Raw genomic sequence first — 19,293 nt, 5'->3', positions numbered from 1 at the left:
TCTGCCCGGTGGGGCCTTCCGTCCTGGCGCGGGTGTCCGGGTCAGCGGCCCGCCCCGGGGCGGAAGCGCCGGTACAGGGCGGCGCCGCCCAGGAGGAGGGCCGCGCTCGTGGCGGCGGCCGGGACCAGGTCGTCCGTGCCCGTGTGGGCCAGCGAGGCCGCGGCGGCGGGCGGGGCCGGGCGCCCCCGCACGTGCGTGGCGGGCGCCGGGTGCGGTTTCGGCGGCGCGGGAGTCGGTGCCGGCGGCTCGGGCGTCGGCCGCGCCGGGTGGTGGGGGTGGCGACCGGGAGTGTTCTCCGACCGGTTGCCCACGACGGGATTGCCGACGCCCACGACATTCACGGAATTGCCGGTGACATTCACCGGGAGATGGACCGGGAGCCGCACTCCGTTTCCGGTCACCACACCGGGCGAATCCTTTCCGCCTCCCTGTGCCGAGGCTCCTCCGCGTGGCCCGGCGGGGCTCTTTCCGCCACCGCCCTCATTGGCACACCTGTTGCCCGCGGCGGGATTCAGCAGCCCCACCACGTTCACGGTGTTTCCGCACACGTTCACCGGTACGTGCACCGGGAGCTGGATCGTGTTGCCGGAGACCACCCCCGCCGAACCGGCCGCCGAACCGGCCGCTGCGGAGTCGGCGAACGCGGGCATCGCCGCGGCCATCGCACCGGACGCGGCGGCGACGGCGATCATTCCGTTTCGGGTAACCCGTTTCATAGGCTCCCTGCCTTCCAGACGTGTTCGCGGGCGGTCACCCGCACCGAATAAAACGTGGGCGCACCATCCGAGTTATGGCTTATCGGCCTTTCACTCCATCGAGCGTCACGGTTATCGAACTACTCGTAACAACTCCCCCGACACCCCCGGGCAATCGGAAAACCATTAGTCGGAAAACCCCTTATGCCTATTGAAGGGGCGCAGAATACGGCAGCGATCGCCGTTCCGCCCGCCGGGAGGCGGGCCCCGTGAGGCCCGCTTATCGTGATCGAGGGCGCTGGTCACAGCGCGTCCTTGGAGGCATTGATGCTGGCCAGGCTGTCATCGCGGCCCGCGTTCCGGCGCTGCGCGTTCACCGGGGTCCTCACGCTGGCACTGCTCGGCGCGGGGCTGCCCACGGTCGCCGCGGCCGACAACGGGTCGCGGCCCGACCTGTCCCGGTTCTACCGGCAGAAGGTGAAGTGGGCCGCGTGCAAGGACCAGGACGCGCCCAAGGATCTGCGGTGCGGGAAGGTCACCGTCCCGCTCGACTACGCGAAGCCCGCCGGAGCGACGCTCGATCTCGCGCTCGCCCGCTACCGGGCGACCGGGAAGTCGAGGGGTTCCGTGTTGCTGAACTTCGGTGGGCCCGGTGGCGCGGGCGTCAGTGAACTCGCCTCGGACGGCAAGGAGTTCATGGATCTGACGAACGGCTACGACGTCGTCACCTTCGATCCGCGCGGAGTCGGCCAGTCCTCGCCCGTCAGTTGTGGCGCGGGCACCGAACAGGGCTCGACCGCGACGGACGAGGAACCGGCGGACATCGACAGCAGCGATCCGAAGGTGGTCCTCAAGCAGTTGCGGAAGGCGGCGGCCGTCTGCGCCAAGTACTCCGGTGCGGTCCTGCCCCACATAGGAACGGTCAACGCCTCCAGGGACCTGGACGTGATGCGCCAGGCCCTCGGCGACAAGAAGCTCAACTACCTCGGCTTCTCCTACGGAACGCGGCTCGGCGCGGTGTACGCGGCCCAATTCCCCAAGAAGGTCGGCCGGTTGGTGCTCGACGGAGTCGACACCCTCACCGAGCCGCTGTCCGAGCAGGGCAGGGCCGGGGCCGAGGGACAGCAGACGGCGCTGGAGGACTTCCTCAACTGGTGTGTGCGGGACATCGCCTGTCCTTTCGGCACGGACGCGCGATCGGCGCCGGACCGGGTCGTGGGGCTCGTCGACTCGCTCGACCAGGATCCGGTGCAGACGGACTTCGGTGACACCTTCTCCGGTCAGGATCTGGTGGGCGCCATCAGTCAGGCGCTGTACAGCAGGCAGTTGTGGCCGACGCTGGAGCGTGCCATCGCCTCGCTGGTGGAGGACGGTGACACACGGGCCGTGATGGCGTTCTCGTCCGGCGGGTCCGGACTGCCGGGCCTGCGGAGCGGCGGCAAGGAGTCGGGCGGCGGGCTCGTCGACGCGCAGAACGTCCCGCTCGACAACCTCCCGGCCGCACTCATGGCCATCAACTGCGCCGACGACCCCGACCGCCCCACCGCCGAGCGGATCACCAAGGACCTGGCCGGGCTGCGCGCCGAGTACCAGGCCGCGTCACCGGTCTTCGGCCGCTACCGGCTCACCGAGGTGCTGATGTGCTACGGCCGCCCCAAGGGCACCGACTACATCCGCGACGACGTCAAGAACGTGGACACGTCGAAGATGCTGCTCGTCGGCACCCGGGGCGACCCGGCGACGCCGTACCGCTGGACCGTGGAGACGGCACACAGGCTCGGCTCCTCGGCCGTGGTGCTCGACAACAAGGGTGAGGGCCACACCGGTTACGCGTCGTCCAAGTGTGTGCACACCAAGGTCAACGACTTCCTGCTGTACGGCTCGCTGCCGCCGAGCGGGAGTTCCTGCCAGCCGGACACCTCGGGCTCAGGCGAGTGAGATCTCGGGCTTGTAGAGGTCGAGCCAGATCGCCAGGTCGAGGGCGCGTTCCAGTCCGCGCCGGCCCGCCTGGGTACTGATGGGGGCATCGCGGTGGGCGACCTCGCGGAGCTTGTCGCGGTCCACGAGGTCGAAGACCGGGTGGGAGGGGCGGGCGAGCAGGTCCTTGGCGTGGTCCTGGAGGGCGACCGCGTACTTGGGGTCCTGGGTGGACGGGTACGGGCTCTTGACCCGGTCGTACACGGACTTCGGGAGGACGTCCGCGGTGGCCTCCCGGAGCAGGGTCTTCTCCCGGCCGTCGTAGGACTTGAGGGACCAGGGCGTGTTGTAGACGTACTCGACGAGCCGGTGGTCGCAGAACGGGACGCGGACCTCCAGGCCGACGGCCATGCTCGCGCGGTCCTTGCGGTCGAGCAGGATGCGGACGAAGCGGGTGAGGTGGAGGTGGCAGACGCGCCGCATGCCGTACTCGAAGTCGCTCTCGCCGTCGAGACGTTGGACGCCTGAGACGGCGGTGCGGTAGCCGTCGGCGATGTACGACGGCGTGTCCAGCGCCTCGGTCAGGTCCGTGCGCAGTACGCCGACGTCGTCGCCGAAGTCCCGGCCGAAGCGCACCAGCCAGGGGAAGGTGGCGGCGCGCCGGGCCTCCTCGTCGAAGAACTGCTGGTAGCCGCCGAAGACCTCGTCGGCGGATTCGCCGGACAGCGCGACGGTGGACTGGTCGCGGATGGCGCGGAACAACAGGTACAGCGAGGAGTCCATGTCGCCGAAGCCCGTGGGGAGATCGCGGGCCCGGATCGTCTTCGCCCGTACGTCGAGATCGGCGAGGGCCTGTGCGTCGAGCACGATGTCCTGGTGGTCGGTGCCCGAGGCGTGGGCCACGTCGTGGACGTACGGCGTGTCGGGGGTGGCGCGGAGCGGGTCGGCGACGAAGTTCTCGCTCTGGCCGACGAAGTCGACGGCGAAACTGCGTACCTTCTCGCCATGTTCGCCGAGTTGGCGGGCGGCGATGGCGGTCATGGCGGAGGAGTCGAGGCCGCCGGAGAGCAGGGTGCAGCGGGGCACGTCGGCGACGAGTTGGCGGCGCACGATGTCGTCGAGGAGGGTGCGGACGGTGGCCACGGTCGTGTCGCGGTCGTCGGTGTGCGGGCGGGTCTCCAACTGCCAGTAGACGCGGCGGCGCAGGCCCCCGCGATCGACGGTGACGACTGTGCCGGGCTCGACCTCGAACATGCCGTCCCAGATGGCGTGTTGAGGTGTCTTGACCATGGTGAAGACTTCCCGCAGGCCGTCCAGGGTGACCTTGGCGCGGGCGAGCGGGTTGGCGAGGATCGCCTTGGGTTCGGAGCCGAAGAGGACGCCGTCGGGGGTCGGGTGGTAGTAGAAGGGCTTGATGCCCATGCGGTCGCGGATCATGACGAGCCGGTCGCGGCGGCCGTCCCAGATCGCGAAGGCGTACATGCCGTTGAGGCGTTCGGCGACGGTGTCGCCCCATTCGAGATAGCCGCGCAGGACGACCTCGGTGTCGGAGTCGGTGGTGAACCGGTGTCCCCGGTCGGCGAGTTGGCGGCGCAGTTCGGTGAAGTTGTAGGTCTCCCCCGAGTAGACGAGGGCGACCGTGCCGTCCGCCGTGTCGGCGGTCATCGGCTGGTGCCCGCCGGGCAGGTCGATGATCGCGAGCCGGCGGTGTCCGAGGGCGGCGGGGCCCTGCGCCCAGACGCCTCGGTCGTCCGGGCCGCGGCAGGCCATCGTCTCGGTCATTGCATCCAATGTCGCGGCCTCGGTGCGCAGTTCACGGTCGAAGGAGACCCATCCGGTGATGCCGCACATGCGTTACCTCCTGCGTCCGGTCGGTCGGGCAACCCCGTTCCACCTGGTATTTCTCTCAGATAGAGGTTGCCTGAACGAACCAGTTGTATCTAGCACCTACACATCGAGGGTGCGCCACCGCATCGAGGTCGGTCAACATGCCCGTAACGTGAACGGCCGAGCCACCCCACCGCTTTCGGCCGTGCTTTGCGTCCCCGGGATCCACCGACCGGCGTCCCACCGGGCAGCGCTCGTCAGGAACCGGCCACAGGCAAAGAGTTCACCAACATCCCTGGTTCGCCCGGCAGTTCAGAACTCCACCGGGTCCCGCACGATCGGGCAGGTCATGCAGTGGCCGCCGCCCCGGCCGCGCCCCAGTTCGGCGCCGACGATCGTGATGACCTCGACGCCGGCCTTGCGCAGCAGGGTGTTGGTCTGGGTGTTGCGGTCGTAGGTGAAGACCACGCCCGGTTCCAGCGCGACCGCGTTGTTGCCGCTGTCCCACTGCTGGCGCTCGGAGGCGTAGATGTCGCCGCCCGTCTCCACGACCCGCAACTCGGGCAGGCCGAGCGCCTTGGCGACGACGTCGGTGAACGGCGTCGAGCCCTCGTCGACGATGTCGATGCCGGGCCCCTTGGTGCCGGGGCGCAGGGAGAAGGCGTGGACGGCGTCCATGATCGCCGGGTACAGGGTCACCAAGTCGCGGTCGGCGAAGGTGAAGACGGTGTCGAGGTGCATCGCGGAGCGCAGCTTCGGCATACCGGCCACGACGATGTGCTCGGCGGCGCCCAGGTCGAAGAGCGCCTTGGCGACCTGGGTGATGGCCTGGCGCGAGGTGCGCTCGCTCATCCCCATGAGGACCACGCCGTTGCCGACGGGCATGATGTCGCCGCCCTCGAACGTGGCCTGCCCCCAGTCGAGTTCGGGGTCGCCCCACCAGACGAGGGAGCCCGCGAAGTCCGGGTGGAAGGTGTAGATCGCCTTCATCAGCAGGGTCTCGTCGTGCCGGGCGGGCCAGTAGAGCGGGTTGAGGGTGAGGCCGCCGTAGAGCCAGCAGGTCGTGTCGCGGGTGTAGAGGGTGTTGGGCAGCGGTGGCATCAGGTATTCGCGGACGCCGGTGGACTCGCGGGCGAGGGCGACGTAGTCGGTGCGGTAGTCGTCGGGGAGGTCGGTGGTGGCGAGGCCGCCGATCAAGTACTTGGCGAGTTCGGCCGGTTCGAGGCTCTCCAGATAGGCGCGGGTCGCGTCGATGAGGCCGAGGCCGACCTCGTTGGCGACGATCTTCCGGTCGAGGAGCCAGTCCTTGGCGGCGGGGATCGTCATGGTCTGGGCGAGCAGTTCGTGCAACTCGACGACGTCGACGCCGCGTTCGCGGAGTTTGTTGACGAAGTCGGCGTGGTCGCGCTGGGCGTTCTCGACCCACATCACGTCGTCGAAGAGCAGGTCGTCGGAGTTGGTCGGGGTGAGCCTGCGATGGGCCAGGCCCGGGGCGCAGACCAGCACCTTGCGCAGTCGGCCGACCTCGGAGTGGACGCCGTACTCATGTCGGCCCACGGTGTCTGGGTTGGTCACGATGCACACACCTTTCCGGAGGTCACAGGCGGGTCAGAGGCGGGTCAGAGGCTGATCCAGCCCGCTGCGAGCGCGACGATCCCGACCACGGCGCCCGCGATCGAGACGGCGAGGATCACCAGTTCGCGGGCCGAGAAGGGCGAACGCCCCTGTTCCCTGCGGGCCTTGACGAACAGGAAGGTGGCGGGCGCGTAGATGATGAACGAGACGAGGAGGTACTTGAAGCCGGCCGCGTAGATGAGGAACGCGGTGTAGACGGTGGCGAGCACAGCCACCACCAACTCGCCCCGCCCGGAGCGGGTTTGTGCGAGGGCGATCCGCACGGCGAAGCCCGCCGCCAGCAGGAACGGGATCAGCGTCAGCGAACTGGTCAGGTCCAGCGCGAAGTTGAAGGCGTCGTCGGAGAAGTAGGTGACGACCAGGACGACTTGGCTGAGCAGGGTGGTCATCACCAGTGCGGGGACGGGCACGTCGGCGGCCGTGGACTTCTTCAGGAAGCGCGGCATGTCGTCGTCCTTGGCGGCGACGAACAGCACCTCGGCGGCCATCAACGTCCAGGCGAGATAGGCGCCGAGCACCGAGATGATCAGCCCGACGCTGACGAAGACCTTGCCCCAGGTGCCCACCGCGTGTTCCAGCACGCCCGCCATGGACGGCTGCCGCAGCTCGGCGATCTCACCCATCGGCATCAGGCCGTACGACACGATCGTGACCGACGCGAAGACGGCGAAGACGCTGAGGAAGCCGAGGACGGTGGCGCGGCCGACGTCCTCGCGGCGCTTGGCGTGCCGGGAGTAGACGCTCGCGCCCTCAACTCCCAGGAAGACGAAGACCGTTGCCAGCATCGTGCCCTTGACCTGTTGGAACAGGGAGCCCGCGTAGTCGGCGCCGCCGAAGTTCTCGGCGAAGACATGCGGCTTGAGATAGAAGAGCGCCAGGATGACGAAGACGAGGATCGGGACGACCTTGGCGACGGTGACGATCCGGTTGATCGCCGCCGCCTCCTTCACCCCGCGGCTGATCAGCAGGAAGAAGAGCCACAGTCCGGCCGAGGAGAGGACCACCGCGAGGACGGTGTCGCCCTCGCCGAGCGAGGGTGCGATCGTGCCGATCGTCGACATGATCAGCACCCAGTACGTCACGTTGCCGACGCAGGCGCTGGCCCAGTAGCCGAACGCGGCGAAGAAACCGAGGTATTGGCCGAAGCCTGCCTTCGCGTAGGCGTAGACACCCGCGTCGAGATCGGGTCTGCGGACGGCGAGGGTCTGGAAGACGAAGGCCAGCATCAGCATCCCGGTACCGGCGACGGCCCAGGCGATCAGGGCGCCGGCCACGCCCGTCTCCTGCGCGAACCGGCGCGGGAGCGAGAACACCCCGGCCCCGACCATGGAGCCGACCACCATGGTGGTCAGCGTCGGCAGGGTCAGCTTGGCGGCCGTGGTCCGGGAGTCGGTGGTGGTGGCGGCTTGCGTCACCCGAGGGACGTTAGCAACCAATTGCCCCATTTGCCTGGCGGGCTTCCCCCATATGCCCCATCGGTGAATCGGCCCTATCGTGCTGTTATGGAGCACGCACTGAGTCCCGCCACCCTGACCGAACTGCGGCGCCCGCGCCCCTACCCCGCGGTCTCCGTGCTCACCCCGACACATCGCCGTGAGCCCGACAACGCCCAGGATCCGGTCCGGCTGCGCAATGTGCTGGCCGAGGCCAAGAAGCAGCTGGAGGCCGATCCCGCGGTCCCCCGGGACCGGCGCATCGACGTCTCCCGCCAGCTCGACCAGGCCCTCGCCGAGATCGATCTCGCGCACGCCGAGGACGGTCTGGTGATCTTCGCCGCGCCGGGTGAGCACCAGGTGTGGTCCCTCGCCAGGTCGGTGCCTGAACGTGTGGTGCTCTCCGACACCTTCCTCACCCGCAATCTCGTCTCCGCGCAGGCCTCCGAGCGGCCGTTCTGGGTCCTGTCGGTCTCCGCGGACCGCGTCACGCTGTGGAACGGCGGTGTCGACCGCGTCACCGAGGACCACACCGGCGGCTTCCCGCTGACCCGCGACCACCGGGACAACTTCGACGCCGAGCGCCAGGAGCGCATCGGCGACATCCCGAGCACCTTCCGCGACGAGGACACCCGGCACTTCCTGCGCGAGGCCGACACCGCGATGGGCCGGATCCTGCGCGAGCACCGGCGCCCGCTCTACATCACCGGCGAGCAGGCGGCCCTGTCGGCGCTGGACGAGGTCGGCAGCGCCACCAAGGGCGCGGTGCACATCCCCCATGGCGGTCTCGCGCACGGCACACCCGACGCGGTGTGGCAGGCCGTACGGCCACTGGTCGACGCCGAGGCCCGGAACAACACCGTCACCGTGACCCAGGAGCTCGAATCGGCGCGCGGGCGCAAGGAGTTCGCGGCCGGCGTCGACGAGGTCTGGCAGAACGCCCGCGAGGGCCGGGTCCGGCTGCTGGCCGTCGAGGAGAACTACCGCGTCACGGTCCGCGACGACCACGGCGACCACCTGGTGCCCGCCGAGAGCGGCGACCTCGACGCCCGCGAGGACATCGTGGACGAGATCGTCGAACAGTGCCTGGAGACCGGCGCCGAGGTCCGCTTCGTCCCCGACGGCACCCTCACCGACGCGGCCGGCATCGCGGGCGTGCTGCGCTACTGAGGCCGTCTGTTCATCCCCGAGGTCGCCCCTCCCCTGCGGCGTACGCTACGGCGTGATCGTCGACGTAGAGGGAGAGCACACGTGGGTGACCTGCTGGGCGTGGCCGTACTGGGTGCGGGACACATGGGAGCCGACCACATACGACGCCTCGACCAGGTGGTGAGCGGAGCGAGGGTGGCCGCGGTGGCCGACCCGGACACCGAACGTGCCAAGGAGGCGGCGGCCGGTCTGGACGCGGTCACGGTGCACGAGGACGCCGTGGCCGCGCTCGACGCCCCCGGGGTCGAGGCCGTGCTCATCGCCTCGCCGGGTCCCGCACACGAGGAGGCGCTGCTCGCGGCCTTCGCGCGCGGGCTGCCGGTGCTGTGCGAGAAGCCCATGGTTCCCGACTCCACCGGAGCGCTCCGGGTGGTGGAGGCGGAGGCGCGACTCGGGCGGCGGCTGGCGCAGATCGGGTTCATGCGGCGCTACGACGCGGAGTATCAGCGTCTCAAGTCCCTGCTGGACACTGGCCAGTTGGGGCGCCCGCTGATGCTGCACTGCACCCACCGCAATGTGTCCTCGCCGCCCTACTTCACCTCGGCGATGCTCATCGACAGCTCCGTCTCGCACGAGATCGACGCGGCCCGCTGGCTGCTCGGTCAGGAACTCACGGCGGTGACGGTGCTCAGCCCGCGCTCGTCGGCGAACGCCCCGGAGGGGCTGATCGACCCGCAGCTCGTGCTCTTCGAGACCGACGGGGGCGCCCTGGTCGACGTCGAGGTCTTCGTCAACTCCGGCTTCGGCTACCAGGTGCGCTGCGAGGCCGTGTGCGAGGCGGGCAGCGCCCGGATCGGCGAGGACCACACGATGGTCGTCACCACGCACAGCAGCGCGCACGAAGACGTACCGCTGGACTATCTCGTGCGGTTCGCGGACGCCTACGACCGTGAGGTGCAGTCCTGGGTGGACGCCACCCGGCAGGGCCGGGTCACCGGCCCGAGCGTCTGGGACGGCTACGCGTCCTCCGTGGTCGCCGAGGCCGGGGTCCGGGCGCTGGAGAGCGGCGGCCGGGTGGCCGTGGAGCTCGCCCCGCGCCCGGAGTTGTACGCCGACGTCAGCCGCTGACGCTGGCCGCGCCAGACTCCAGGTGTCCGGTGAACCGGCGCGACCAGGTCGCGTCGGAGTCGACGGTGACCGTGAAGTCGTACCAACCGCCTTGGTTCGCAACGGCGTTGAAGAAGTCCTCCGTGGACGCACCTGCGGCGACCGTGTACGTCCACGGCCCGTCGGTGCGGTAGTGGTTGGAGGTGATGGTGAACTTCACCGGCGCGGAGCCCGAGTTGGTCATCTTGAAGTAGATCGCGAGCTTGCCGGTGCCCGACTCGACCGCGTAACGGGTGCTCACCTCAACGGACTTGCCCGCCTTCGTGGCGTCGCCCTGGAAGCGGCGCAGGAAGCGGTTGGGGCCGACCATGGAGAGGTCGTACTTGCCGCTGCCGTAGCCCGTACCGATGTTGAAGTAGTCGGAGGCGGTGCCGCCCGGGTCGATCGTGTACTGCCACGGCGTGGTGTCGCGGTAGGCGTTGGGGTGGATGGAGAGATGGGCGGCGCTCTTGGCGGCGCCGCCCTGGTTGGCCATGGCGAACCAGGCGAGGATCTTGCCGCTCGACCCGAACTCCAGGTGGTCGAGGTACCCGTTGGGCTGGTAGGGCAGCGCGCGGGCGGGCCGGGTGCCGGTCTCCTGCGTGGGCAGGGCGTTGTTCGTCGGCACCGGGTTGGGCAGCGGACCGCAGGTGGAGAGCCCGATGACGCTGGTCGCGGGCAGGGACACCACGCCGTGGACCGGGTTGGCGAAGTCGAAGACGCCGGTCAGGTCGCCGCTGACCTTGCGGCGCCAGGTGCTGATGTTGGGGCAGGCGGCAGGCTTGCCGAGGGACGTGGTCCAGGTCTCCAGGAAGCGCAGGACCGAGGTGTGCTCGAAGACCTCCGAGGAGACCCAACCGCCGCGTGTCCAGGGCGAGATGACGATCATCGGGACACGGAAGCCGAAGCCGTACGGGACGCCGTTGAGGAACTCGCCGTCCGTGCCGGCGGGCGGGGCCGGTGGCGGGACGTGGTCGAAGTAGCCGTCGTTCTCGTCGTAGTTGAGGAACAGGACGGTCGAGTCGAGGACGTCCGGGTCGGCGGCGAGGGCCTGGTAGACGAGGCCGATGAAGTGCGCGCCGTCGCCGGGCGGGGCGTAGGGGTGCTCGGAGAAGGCCTGGTTGGGGACGACCCAGGAGACCTGCGGGAGGGTGCCCGCGAGGACGTCGGCCTTGATGGCGGCGGCGATGTCGTCGGGGGTCGAGCCGGTGGCGGCCGGGACGGAGGACATGCCTCGGTCGTAAAGGGGGCTGCCTGCCTTGGAGTTGGCGAAGTTCTTGAAGTAGGCGCAGGCGTTGTCGCCGTAGTTGTCGGCCGCGTTCTGGTAGACCTTCCAGGTCACTCCGGCGTTCTGGAGTGCCTCGGCGTAGTTCTGCCAGGTCAGGCCGGACTCGTCACCGCCGTCGTAGCTGGAGGAGTCGACCTTGCCGCTCCACAGGTAGGTGCGGTTGGGGCCGGTCGCGCTGAGGGTGGAGCAGAAGTAGGCGTCGCAGATCGTGTAGTTGTCGGCGAGCGCGTAGTGGAAGGGGATGTCGGCGCGGTCGAGGTAGCCGAGCGAGCGGACGTTGCCGACGCCGGAGACCCAGTTGTCGAGGCGGCCCTTGTTCCACGCGGAGTGCTGTGAGGACCAGGAGTGCGGGAGGTCGCCGTTGCACTGGGCGAGGGTCTCGCCGTCCTTGCCGCCCGCGGCCGGGGTGGCACTGAGCTTCCACGGGTACTGACGGCCGCTGCCATTGGGCTGGTTGAAGACCGGGTAGCCGCCGCTCAGGGTGATGCCGCTGCGGTCGTCGAAGCCGCGAACTCCCTTGAGGCGCCCGAAGTAGTGGTCGAAGCTGCGGTTCTCCTGCATGAGGATCACCACGTGTTTCACGTCCGAGATCGTTCCGGTCGCCGCCTGCGTCTGCTGCGCGGCGATCGCGGGTCGTACGCCGGTGCCCGTCGCCATGCCCGCCGCCACGGTCGCACCGAGCCCCACGAAGCCTCTTCGGCTGATCGGTGTCATGCGCTCCGCCCTCGTCACAGGCGTGCCCGAGCGGCACACCGCGCGCAAGGGTGCACGGGGTGATCGCCAAGGTCCATACCCGGACGGTGAGATGGAGGTGAACAAAAGTCAAAGCCGCTGCCCTGGCGTCGAATTGCCCTCAGACACTTCCGAACAGGGCGCTCAGCCCCCGGTCGACGACCGCGTCCATGTCCTCCTGCCCGGTGGCCACCACGTCGTACGTCCGCAGCAGGAAGCGGCGCAGCGCCGGGGTGTGGAAGTGGAGCAGGGCGAGTCCGAACGGCGAGTGGAACTCCAGGACCGTACGGGCCAGGCCGCACGGCCACAGGTGCACGTCCCCGCTGCCGGCCGGCCGCCGCAGCCCCTCCTCCAGCAGCGCCCGGGCGAAGGTCCAGGTGACCGTGTCACCGTCGAGGGACACCTCGGGTGGGAAGTCGAGGTGCACGGCCAGTGGGTCCGAGGCGAGATAGCGGAGCGTGGCCGACACGGGGATCTCGGTGTCGTCGGCGGTGATCAGCCGGGCTCGGGTGGGCTGTTCGAGGGTGATGTCCATGGTCGGTCTCCGCTACGGGTGAGAGGTCGGCCGGATTGCCGTGTGCCTGTACGACCTCGTAGGTGCCGTTCGCATTACGCGGAACCCCGAATGAATTCATGTGACCTGCGTCACACAGTCGAGGAATCGCTCCCTCCGTCGAGCGCGGCGGCACGCAAGGCAGCCGCCACCCGGGTGACCGCCTCGGTGGGCGTCCCCGGTAGCCGGGCCAGCAGGAGACGGCGCTGCTCCTGGGGTCCGCCGCGCACCGGCAGGACGCGTACGCCCGGCGGAACGGCAGGAGCCAGGGACGCGGACACGGTCGTCAACCCGCAGCCCGCCGCGACGAGTTGGAGCTTGGCCAGCCAGTCTCGGGCGGTGTGGGCGATCTCGGGCCGTTCGTCGAGGCCGGGCCATACGCCCATGAGGCGGTCCTCGCCGGAGGAGGACCCGGCGATCCAGCGCTGCCCGCGCAGATCGGCCACGTCGACGAACTCGGCGCGGGCCAGCGGATGGGTGGCGGGCACCGCGAGGTACAGCGGGCGCTCGGCGAGGGTGCGCAGGACCAGCGGGGGCGATTCGGTGTCCGGCGGCCGGAACGGGGGCGCCGACGCGAGCAGCGCCAGATCGAGGCTGCCGGCCCGCAGGGCACGCACCAGGGCCGGGGTGCCGCCCTCCCGGCTGACCACGTTCAGGTCCGGGTCGCTGCGACGCAGGGCGAGCAGGACGCGGGGCAGCAGGGCCGCTCCGGCGCTGGGCAGCCAGCCCAGCCGGACGGTCGCGCCCTCGGTGGGCAGCCCGGACAGTTCGCGGGCGGCGGTGTCGATCTCGTCGAGCACGACCGTCGCCCTGCGCATGACGATGCGACCGGCCGGGGTCAGCCGTACGCCGTCGCGTCGCCGTTCCAGGAGTTCCGCGCCCGCGACCCGTTCGAGCGCGGCGATCTGCCGGGACACCGCCGACTGGGTGTATCCCAGCGATACGGCGGCGGCTGTGAAGGTCCCCTGCTCGGCGACCGCGCGGAAGACGCGCAGGGCGGTGAGTGACACATCCGTGAAGTCCATGACGATTACGCATACTAGTGGTGCGCAACTTTCGTTGGACGCATGGAGGTGATCGTTCCTACCGTGGAGCCATGAACGCTCCACGCATCGCCCTCGTCACGGGCGCCAACCAGGGACTCGGCCGCGCCCTAGTCGAGGGACTGGCGGCCCGCATGGGCCCCGACGACACCGTCCTGCTCACCGGCCGCGACGAGCGCCGGGTCACCAACGCGGCCCGCGAGGTCGCGAGCCTGCCCGGCACGCGCGGCCGGGTGGAGGGCCGGGTCCTCGACGTCACCGACACCGACGCCATCGCCCACCTCGCCGACGACCTCCGGCAGCGCTACGGCGGCGTCGACATCGTGATCTCCAACGCCGTGGCCCGGATGCTCCCCGGGGAGTCGCAGTCCGAGCGCGCCGACGAGTTCATCGACGTCTCCAACACCGCCACCCACGCGATGCTGCGCTCCTTCGGCCCGATCCTGCGCCCCGGCGGCCGGTTCCTCGTCGTCGCCAGCAGCCTCGGCACCCTCGGCCATCTCGACCTCGCGCTGCACGACCTGTTCGACGGCGCGAGCCTGGACCAGGTCGAGTACGCCGTCGAGTCCTGGCGCAGCGCCGTCCACCACCGCACCACGGCCGAGGCGGGCTGGCCGCTCTGGCTGAACGTGCCCTCGAAGGTGGCCCAGGTCGCCGCCGTCCGCGCGGTCGCCGCGGAACGCCGCCAGGACGACCTCGCGAGCGACACCCTGGTCGCGTCCGTGTGCCCCGGCATGGTCGACACGGCCACCTCCCGCCCCTGGTTCGACGACTTCAGCCAGGCCAAGTCCCCCGCCGAGGCCGCGAACGCCGTGCTCGACCTCGTCTTCACGGAACACGTCGATCCCACGCACTACGGCGAGTTGGTGCGCTTCGGCGCCGCCCTGGACTGGCACTCCGGCAAACCGCTGGTCGAGCAGGACCTGAAGCTCACCCCCTGATCACGGCGCAGCACGGCACAACCAGCGCCGCACAGCAAGGAGTTCACGCATGGCTGCCCTCACCACCCCCTTGGGCTTCGCCGGCACCGCCGATGACGTCGTGGACGGGATCGATCTGACCGGCCGCCGTGCCGTGGTCACCGGCGGCTCCTCCGGCATCGGCGCGGAGACGGCCCGCGCGCTGGCCGCCACGGGAGCCGAAGTAACCCTCGCCGTAAGGGACTTGGCGACGGGCGAGCGGGTGGCCAAGGACATCACCGCGACGACCGGCAACGAGGGCGTTCACGTGGAGCGGCTCGACCTGACGGACCTCGCCTCCGTCACGGCCTTCGCCGCCGCCTGGCAGGGCCCGTTGCACGTCCGCGCTCCTCGCCACCTCACCCCTGCTGGAGGGCGTCGGCGGTCGCTACTTCGTCGACTGCAACGAGACCGACATCGTCAGTCCACGCAGGCCGGTGCCCGACGCTCACCCCAGTCCGGGCAGGCTCCGCAACTCCCCTATCCGCAGCAGCCGGGCCAGGAGCAGGAACAGCACGGCCATCGCCGTACCGCCCGCCGCCAGCGAGAGCGCCGGTGCCCAACTGCCCGCAACCAGGCCCTGGTTGCAGACCCGGGCGAGGAGCCACCCGGCACCTCCGGCGGCGGTGGCGGCCACGGTCAGTTTCGCGTAGGTGCGACAGATCCGCCGCCCGTCGAGCAGTCCCGCCGTACGGCGCCGCAGGCGCAGCGCGGTCAGCAGCAGACCGATCCCGTACGACACGGCGTAGGCGCCGGCCATTCCGGTGACCGCCCAGCGCGCGGGCAGCAGGAAGTGGCAGGCCACGGCCAGCGCGATGTTGACGCCCGAGATCAACACGGCCATCCGGAACGGCGTTCGGGTGTCCTCGAAGGCGTAGAAGCCGCGCAGCAGGAGGTATTGGGCGGAGAAGGGGATCAGTCCGAGGCCGAAGGCCTGAAGCATGTGGCCCAACGGGACGGTGGCCGTGGCGTCGGCGGAGCCGTGGGCGAAGAGGAGTTGGGCCGTCTGCGGGCCGAAGGCGAGGAAGAAGAAGGCGGCGGGGACGATGACGACACCGCTGACCCGCAGGGCACGGGACAGATCGGCGCGCAGGTCGTCGAGGCGGTGCTCGGTCGCCGCCCGGCTCATGCGCGGGAGCAGCGCGGTCACCAGGGAGACGGTGACGATCGACTGGGGCAGCATCCAGATCTGCTGGGCGTAGCTGTAGGCGGTGTAGCCGACGCCGTCGCGGGGCCGGGCCGCGTCGGCGGCGGAGGCCAGACGGGTCACCACCGTGCTCGCCGCCAGGTTGGTCAGCACGAACAGCAGTGTCCAGCGGGCCGCGTTGACGCTTTTGCGGAGCCCGGTGCCGCGCCAGTCGAAGCGCGGTCTGAACCGGAACCCGGCCGCCATCGCATAGGGAATCAGGGCGAGTGCCTGGACGGCGAGGGCGAGTGTGGTGCCGATGCCGAGCAGCCGGACCTGGGCGCCCGTGATGTCCGACACCTGTTCCGGCACGGTCAGCAGGCCCAGGTAGAGGCCGAACATGGCAATCAGGACGATGTTGTTGAGGACCGGGGTCCACATCATCGCGCCGAACCGGTTCCGGGCGTTGAGGACTTGGCCGAAGATGCTGAAGACGCCGTAGAGGAAGATCTGCGGAAGCAGGCACCGGGCGAAGACGACGGTCAGGCGGAACGCGTCGTGCGTGGCGGGGGTGTCGTGCTGGTAGACGCTGATGATCTCGGGGGCGGCCCAGGTGGCCAGCGCGGTGCCGACGCCCAGGACGCACAGCACGAGGGTGACCAGTCGCTGCTCGAACGCCGCCCCGCCGTCGGGGTGTTCGGTCCTGGCCCGGACCAACTGGGGTACCAGGACGGAGTTCAGGGCACCGCCGATCAACAGGAAGTACAGGCTCGTCGGCACCGTGTTGGCCTGGTTGTAGGTGGTGGCCAGCAGTCCGGTGCCCAAGGCCGCGGCCTGAAGTACCTGGCGTATCAGGCCTGTTGCGCGCGAGACCAGGGTTCCCGCCGCCATCAGCGCGGACGAACGCAGCAGTCCGCCCCCGCCCTCCGTCTGCTTCCGCGCGGCATGCCTGCGTCGGGTGCCCGAGCGCTGTAACCGCTCGGGCGCTGTCTCCTCGATCATGGACACAATCTACGACGCACGGGTGACGGCTCCGGCCGCGCCCACCTGGTGCGGGCGCGGCCGGGACCGTCATGGACGGTCAGTCACACGGGCGGTGCATCAGGGGGTCAGCTGCCACTGCTCGATGTAGCCGACGTCGATCGCCGCGTGGTCCTGGACCCGCAACTTCCAGGTGCCGTTGACCGGTTGGGCGGAGGCGTCGACGGTGAAGGTCTGGTCGACGTTGTCGGCGGAGCCGCCGGCCCGGTTCAGCAGGGAGTAGACCGTACCGTTCGGGCCGACGAGGTCGACGGTCAGGTCGCCCCGGTAGGTATGGACGATCTTGACGTAGACCTGGGTGGTGGCCGAGGCGTTGCCGTCGCGGCCGGTGACCGTGATCGGGGACTCCACGGCGGCGGCGTTGTCGGGGATGTCCACCCGGGTGCTGCTGGCGTAGATGTTCGCCACCCGCCAGGTGAAGGAGGTGGTGGCGGACGCGCCCGTGTCGTCGGTGACGGTCACCGTGACGTCACTGCTGCCGAGGGTAGTCGGGATACCGGAGATCAGACCGGTGCTGTCGATGGAGAGTCCGTCCGGCAGTCCCGTGGCCGAATAGGTCAGCCCCGCACCGGAGTTGGTGGTGTACGCGCTTGCCTGGAGGGACACGGACTGTCCGACTCCGCTGATCTGGGCGGAGATCGGGGCCAGGTTGACGCCGAGCGCGATCCGGCTGCCGACGTTGATCGCAGCCCACGCGTCGGCCACGGCGAGGTACGTCGGGCTGTACGCGCCGAAGAGGTCCGCCGCCGCCTGGAGCGTCGCGGTGCGGGCGCCGGCGTAGTTGGTGGACGAGGTCATGTACGTGGTGAGCGCCCGATACCAGACCTTCTGGGCGTTGTCGATGCCGATGCCGGCGACGGGCACGCCGTCGTAGGTCGGGCTGTCGTAGGAGACGCCGTTGACGGTCTTCGCGCCGCTGCCCTCGGACAGCAGGTAGAAGAGGTGGTTCGCCGGGCCCGAGGAGTAGTGGACGTCGACGCTGCCGAGCGTCGAGCTCCAGTAGTCGCGGGACGAACCGTCCTTGGAGGGCTTGTCCATGTACCGCAGCGGTGTGCCGTTGCCGTTGATGTCGATCTTCTCGCCGACGAGGTAGTCGGGGACGTCGGCGGGCAGGTTCTCGTGGAACTCGACGGCGGCGGCGAAGATGTCGGAAGTCGCCTCGTTGAGGCCGCCCGACTCACCGGAGTAGGTGAGGCCGGCAGTCGCCGCAGTCACGCCGTGGGTCATCTCGTGCGCGGCCACGTCCAGCGCGGTCAGCGGGTGGGTGTTGCCCGAGCCGTCGCCGTAGGTCATGCAGAAGCAGGTGTCGGACCAGAAGGCGTTGACGTAGCTGTTGCCGTAGTGGGCCCGGCTGTAGGCGGCCACGCCGTCGTTGCGTATGCCGTTGCGGCCGAAAACGTCCTTGTAGTAGTCCCAGGTGGCCGCGGCGCCGAACGCGACGTCCACGCCCGCGGTCTGACGGTTGGTCGCGGTGCCGTCACCCCAGACATCGTTGTCATCCGTAAACAGTGTGCCGGTGCCGGAGGTGCCCTGGTTCAGGTCGTAGGTCTTGTGTCCGGCGCGGTCGCCGTCGACGAGCTGGTAGGTCGAGGTCGCCGGGTCGAGCGTGGTGCTGAGCGGGACGGTTCCGTTGAACTGGCCGGTGCCAGTGCCCGTTTCGATGCCCTGGTACTGGAAGACGGCCTTGCCCGAGTCCGCGTCGGTGATCACGTGGAGTTCGCTGGGGGTCCCGTCGTCCTGGAAGCCGCCGACGACCGCTTCCCAGGCGAGGACGGGCTTGGCTCCGGCGGCCCAGACGACGAGTCGCGGGGCGCCGTCGAGCTTGGCCTCCTCGCCGCCCTTCTTGGCCGCGGCCACCAGCGCCTTGGCCTTCACCGTCGCCGACGTCACGTTCGGGGTGATGTCCGCCAGCTTCAGGTCGGCCTTCGCGGCCTTCGTCACCGTGAGGCGGCCACTCTTCGCGTGGACGACCAGGTCGCCGCCGAGGACGGGCAGTCCGTCGTACGTCCGCTCGTAGCGGGTGTGGGTGGTGCCGTCGGCGTCCTGGGTGACGTCCTTGACGACGAGCTTCTCCTTGGCCCCGAGGCCAAGGGTCTTCGCCGTGTTCCGCACCGCCGCGCCCGCGCTCTTGAGGAGGGCGGCGTGCTTCGCCGGGGACAGCGCGGCCGGGGCCGCTCCGGCCCTTGGGGCGGCCAGGATCTTCGCGGGGGTGGGGCGGCCGCCGGGAACGGCGGAGGCGGCGCCGGTCTGCATACCGGCGGCCAGCAGGGTGCCGACCGCGGTGAGCACGAGGGCGGCGGTGTATCTGGGGTGGTGCGAATAACGGTCATGCCGGGTCAAGGCGTTCTCCTTATGTGGGGTGGTCGGACTCGGTGGAGTCCTGGAGAGCGGGTCGGGCCGGGGTACGGCCGTCCGGCGGCGCGCGGGTGTGAGGAGGAAGAGTGAGGAGCAAGTGAACGCTCGGTGAGCGTGGTGCACAGCAGAGTGGCATCACACCCACAGAATTGTCATGGCTATAACAAAGCAACGGCCAAAAATGACTGTTCCGCACTGCGGATCACTCACCTGAGCAACACTTTTCGGCCTCACGCCGGGCGTCGGCGCCACATGCGAACACCAGGCCGTAGAACAGCTGGTTGAATGTCGACCCGAGGGGGTATCCAATCCCTCAACTCGCGTACGGCGTCTACGACTTGCCCCACCGGGACAGCTGCGCCACGAGCACGGCACATCACGCCCGTGAAGACGC

13 protein-coding genes and 1 pseudogene are annotated in these 19,293 nt (G+C 69.8%); 5 read left to right on the top strand and 9 right to left on the bottom strand.

The features are described from left to right. Positions 1 to 41 precede the first annotated feature (41 nt). Positions 42 to 692, bottom strand: a complete 651-nt coding sequence (locus ACWIHT_RS01205) for a chaplin (RefSeq protein WP_456163098.1) — start codon at positions 690 to 692, stop codon at positions 42 to 44. Between the two features lie 330 nt (positions 693 to 1,022). Between ACWIHT_RS01205 and ACWIHT_RS01200 the strand changes: the two genes are divergently transcribed. Further along, complete coding sequence (locus ACWIHT_RS01200; protein WP_456163096.1) at positions 1,023 to 2,633, top strand: alpha/beta hydrolase; 1,611 nt, start codon at positions 1,023 to 1,025, stop codon at positions 2,631 to 2,633. Here the strand turns inward: ACWIHT_RS01200 and asnB are convergent. The 3 genes from asnB to ACWIHT_RS01185 form a co-directional block, all read right to left on the bottom strand. Next, positions 2,622 to 4,463: an asparagine synthase (glutamine-hydrolyzing) gene (gene asnB, locus ACWIHT_RS01195; RefSeq protein ID WP_456163094.1), complete on the bottom strand. Its 1,842-nt coding sequence runs from the start codon at positions 4,461 to 4,463 to the stop codon at positions 2,622 to 2,624. The two genes, ACWIHT_RS01200 and asnB, sit on opposite strands and share 12 nt — an antisense overlap. A gap of 288 nt (positions 4,464 to 4,751) precedes the next feature. Continuing rightward, positions 4,752 to 6,014, bottom strand: a complete 1,263-nt coding sequence (gene arcA, locus ACWIHT_RS01190) for an arginine deiminase (protein ID WP_456163092.1) — start codon at positions 6,012 to 6,014, stop codon at positions 4,752 to 4,754. A 44-nt stretch (positions 6,015 to 6,058) separates the two neighbouring features. After that, positions 6,059 to 7,489, bottom strand: a complete 1,431-nt coding sequence (locus ACWIHT_RS01185) for a basic amino acid/polyamine antiporter (protein WP_456163090.1) — start codon at positions 7,487 to 7,489, stop codon at positions 6,059 to 6,061. Positions 7,490 to 7,576: 87 nt separating this feature from the next. Here ACWIHT_RS01185 and ACWIHT_RS01180 point away from each other — a divergent pair, with 87 nt between their 5' ends. Then, the gene (locus ACWIHT_RS01180; RefSeq protein WP_456163088.1) at positions 7,577 to 8,677 is read left to right on the top strand and encodes a baeRF3 domain-containing protein; all 1,101 of its coding nucleotides are present in this window, start codon (positions 7,577 to 7,579) and stop codon (positions 8,675 to 8,677) included. A gap of 81 nt (positions 8,678 to 8,758) precedes the next feature. Next, positions 8,759 to 9,784, top strand: a complete 1,026-nt coding sequence (locus tag ACWIHT_RS01175) for a Gfo/Idh/MocA family protein (protein WP_456163086.1) — start codon at positions 8,759 to 8,761, stop codon at positions 9,782 to 9,784. Here ACWIHT_RS01175 and ACWIHT_RS01170 read toward each other — a convergent pair. The 3 genes from ACWIHT_RS01170 to ACWIHT_RS01160 all read right to left on the bottom strand — a co-directional run bounded on the left by ACWIHT_RS01170 (position 9,774) and on the right by ACWIHT_RS01160 (position 13,400). Beyond that, positions 9,774 to 11,804, bottom strand: a complete 2,031-nt coding sequence (locus tag ACWIHT_RS01170) for a phosphocholine-specific phospholipase C (protein WP_456163084.1) — start codon at positions 11,802 to 11,804, stop codon at positions 9,774 to 9,776. The two genes, ACWIHT_RS01175 and ACWIHT_RS01170, sit on opposite strands and share 11 nt — an antisense overlap. A 139-nt stretch (positions 11,805 to 11,943) precedes the next feature. Then, positions 11,944 to 12,357, bottom strand: coding sequence for an SsgA family sporulation/cell division regulator (locus ACWIHT_RS01165; protein ID WP_200714768.1), 414 nt, complete (start codon positions 12,355 to 12,357; stop codon positions 11,944 to 11,946). Between the two features lie 110 nt (positions 12,358 to 12,467). Beyond that, on the bottom strand, positions 12,468 to 13,400 hold the full coding sequence (locus ACWIHT_RS01160) for a LysR family transcriptional regulator (RefSeq protein WP_456163081.1): 933 nt from the start codon (positions 13,398 to 13,400) through the stop codon (positions 12,468 to 12,470). Between the two features lie 71 nt (positions 13,401 to 13,471). Between ACWIHT_RS01160 and ACWIHT_RS01155 the strand changes: the two genes are divergently transcribed. Further along, positions 13,472 to 14,359 carry an SDR family NAD(P)-dependent oxidoreductase gene (locus ACWIHT_RS01155; protein WP_456163079.1) on the top strand — a complete coding sequence of 296 codons (888 nt, stop codon included), beginning with the start codon at positions 13,472 to 13,474 and terminating at the stop codon, positions 14,357 to 14,359. A gap of 49 nt (positions 14,360 to 14,408) precedes the next feature. Further along, positions 14,409 to 14,720, top strand: a pseudogene (locus ACWIHT_RS01150) (SDR family NAD(P)-dependent oxidoreductase); the annotation flags it as partial. A 105-nt stretch (positions 14,721 to 14,825) separates the two neighbouring features. Here the strand turns inward: ACWIHT_RS01150 and murJ are convergent. Both murJ and ACWIHT_RS01140 read right to left on the bottom strand, forming a co-directional pair. Further along, positions 14,826 to 16,505 (bottom strand): murein biosynthesis integral membrane protein MurJ, encoded by a 1,680-nt coding sequence (gene murJ, locus ACWIHT_RS01145; protein ID WP_456163077.1) that lies wholly within the window; start codon positions 16,503 to 16,505, stop codon positions 14,826 to 14,828. Positions 16,506 to 16,604: 99 nt separating this feature from the next. Beyond that, the gene (locus ACWIHT_RS01140) at positions 16,605 to 18,884 is read right to left on the bottom strand and encodes a M4 family metallopeptidase (RefSeq protein WP_456163075.1); all 2,280 of its coding nucleotides are present in this window, start codon (positions 18,882 to 18,884) and stop codon (positions 16,605 to 16,607) included. Positions 18,885 to 19,293: the final 409 nt, after the last annotated feature.

It is taken from the genome of Streptomyces sp. NPDC002276 (assembly GCF_053891435.1).
Note: the sequence above shows the minus strand (reverse complement) of the source record. Positions and strands in the feature narration are given on the sequence as shown.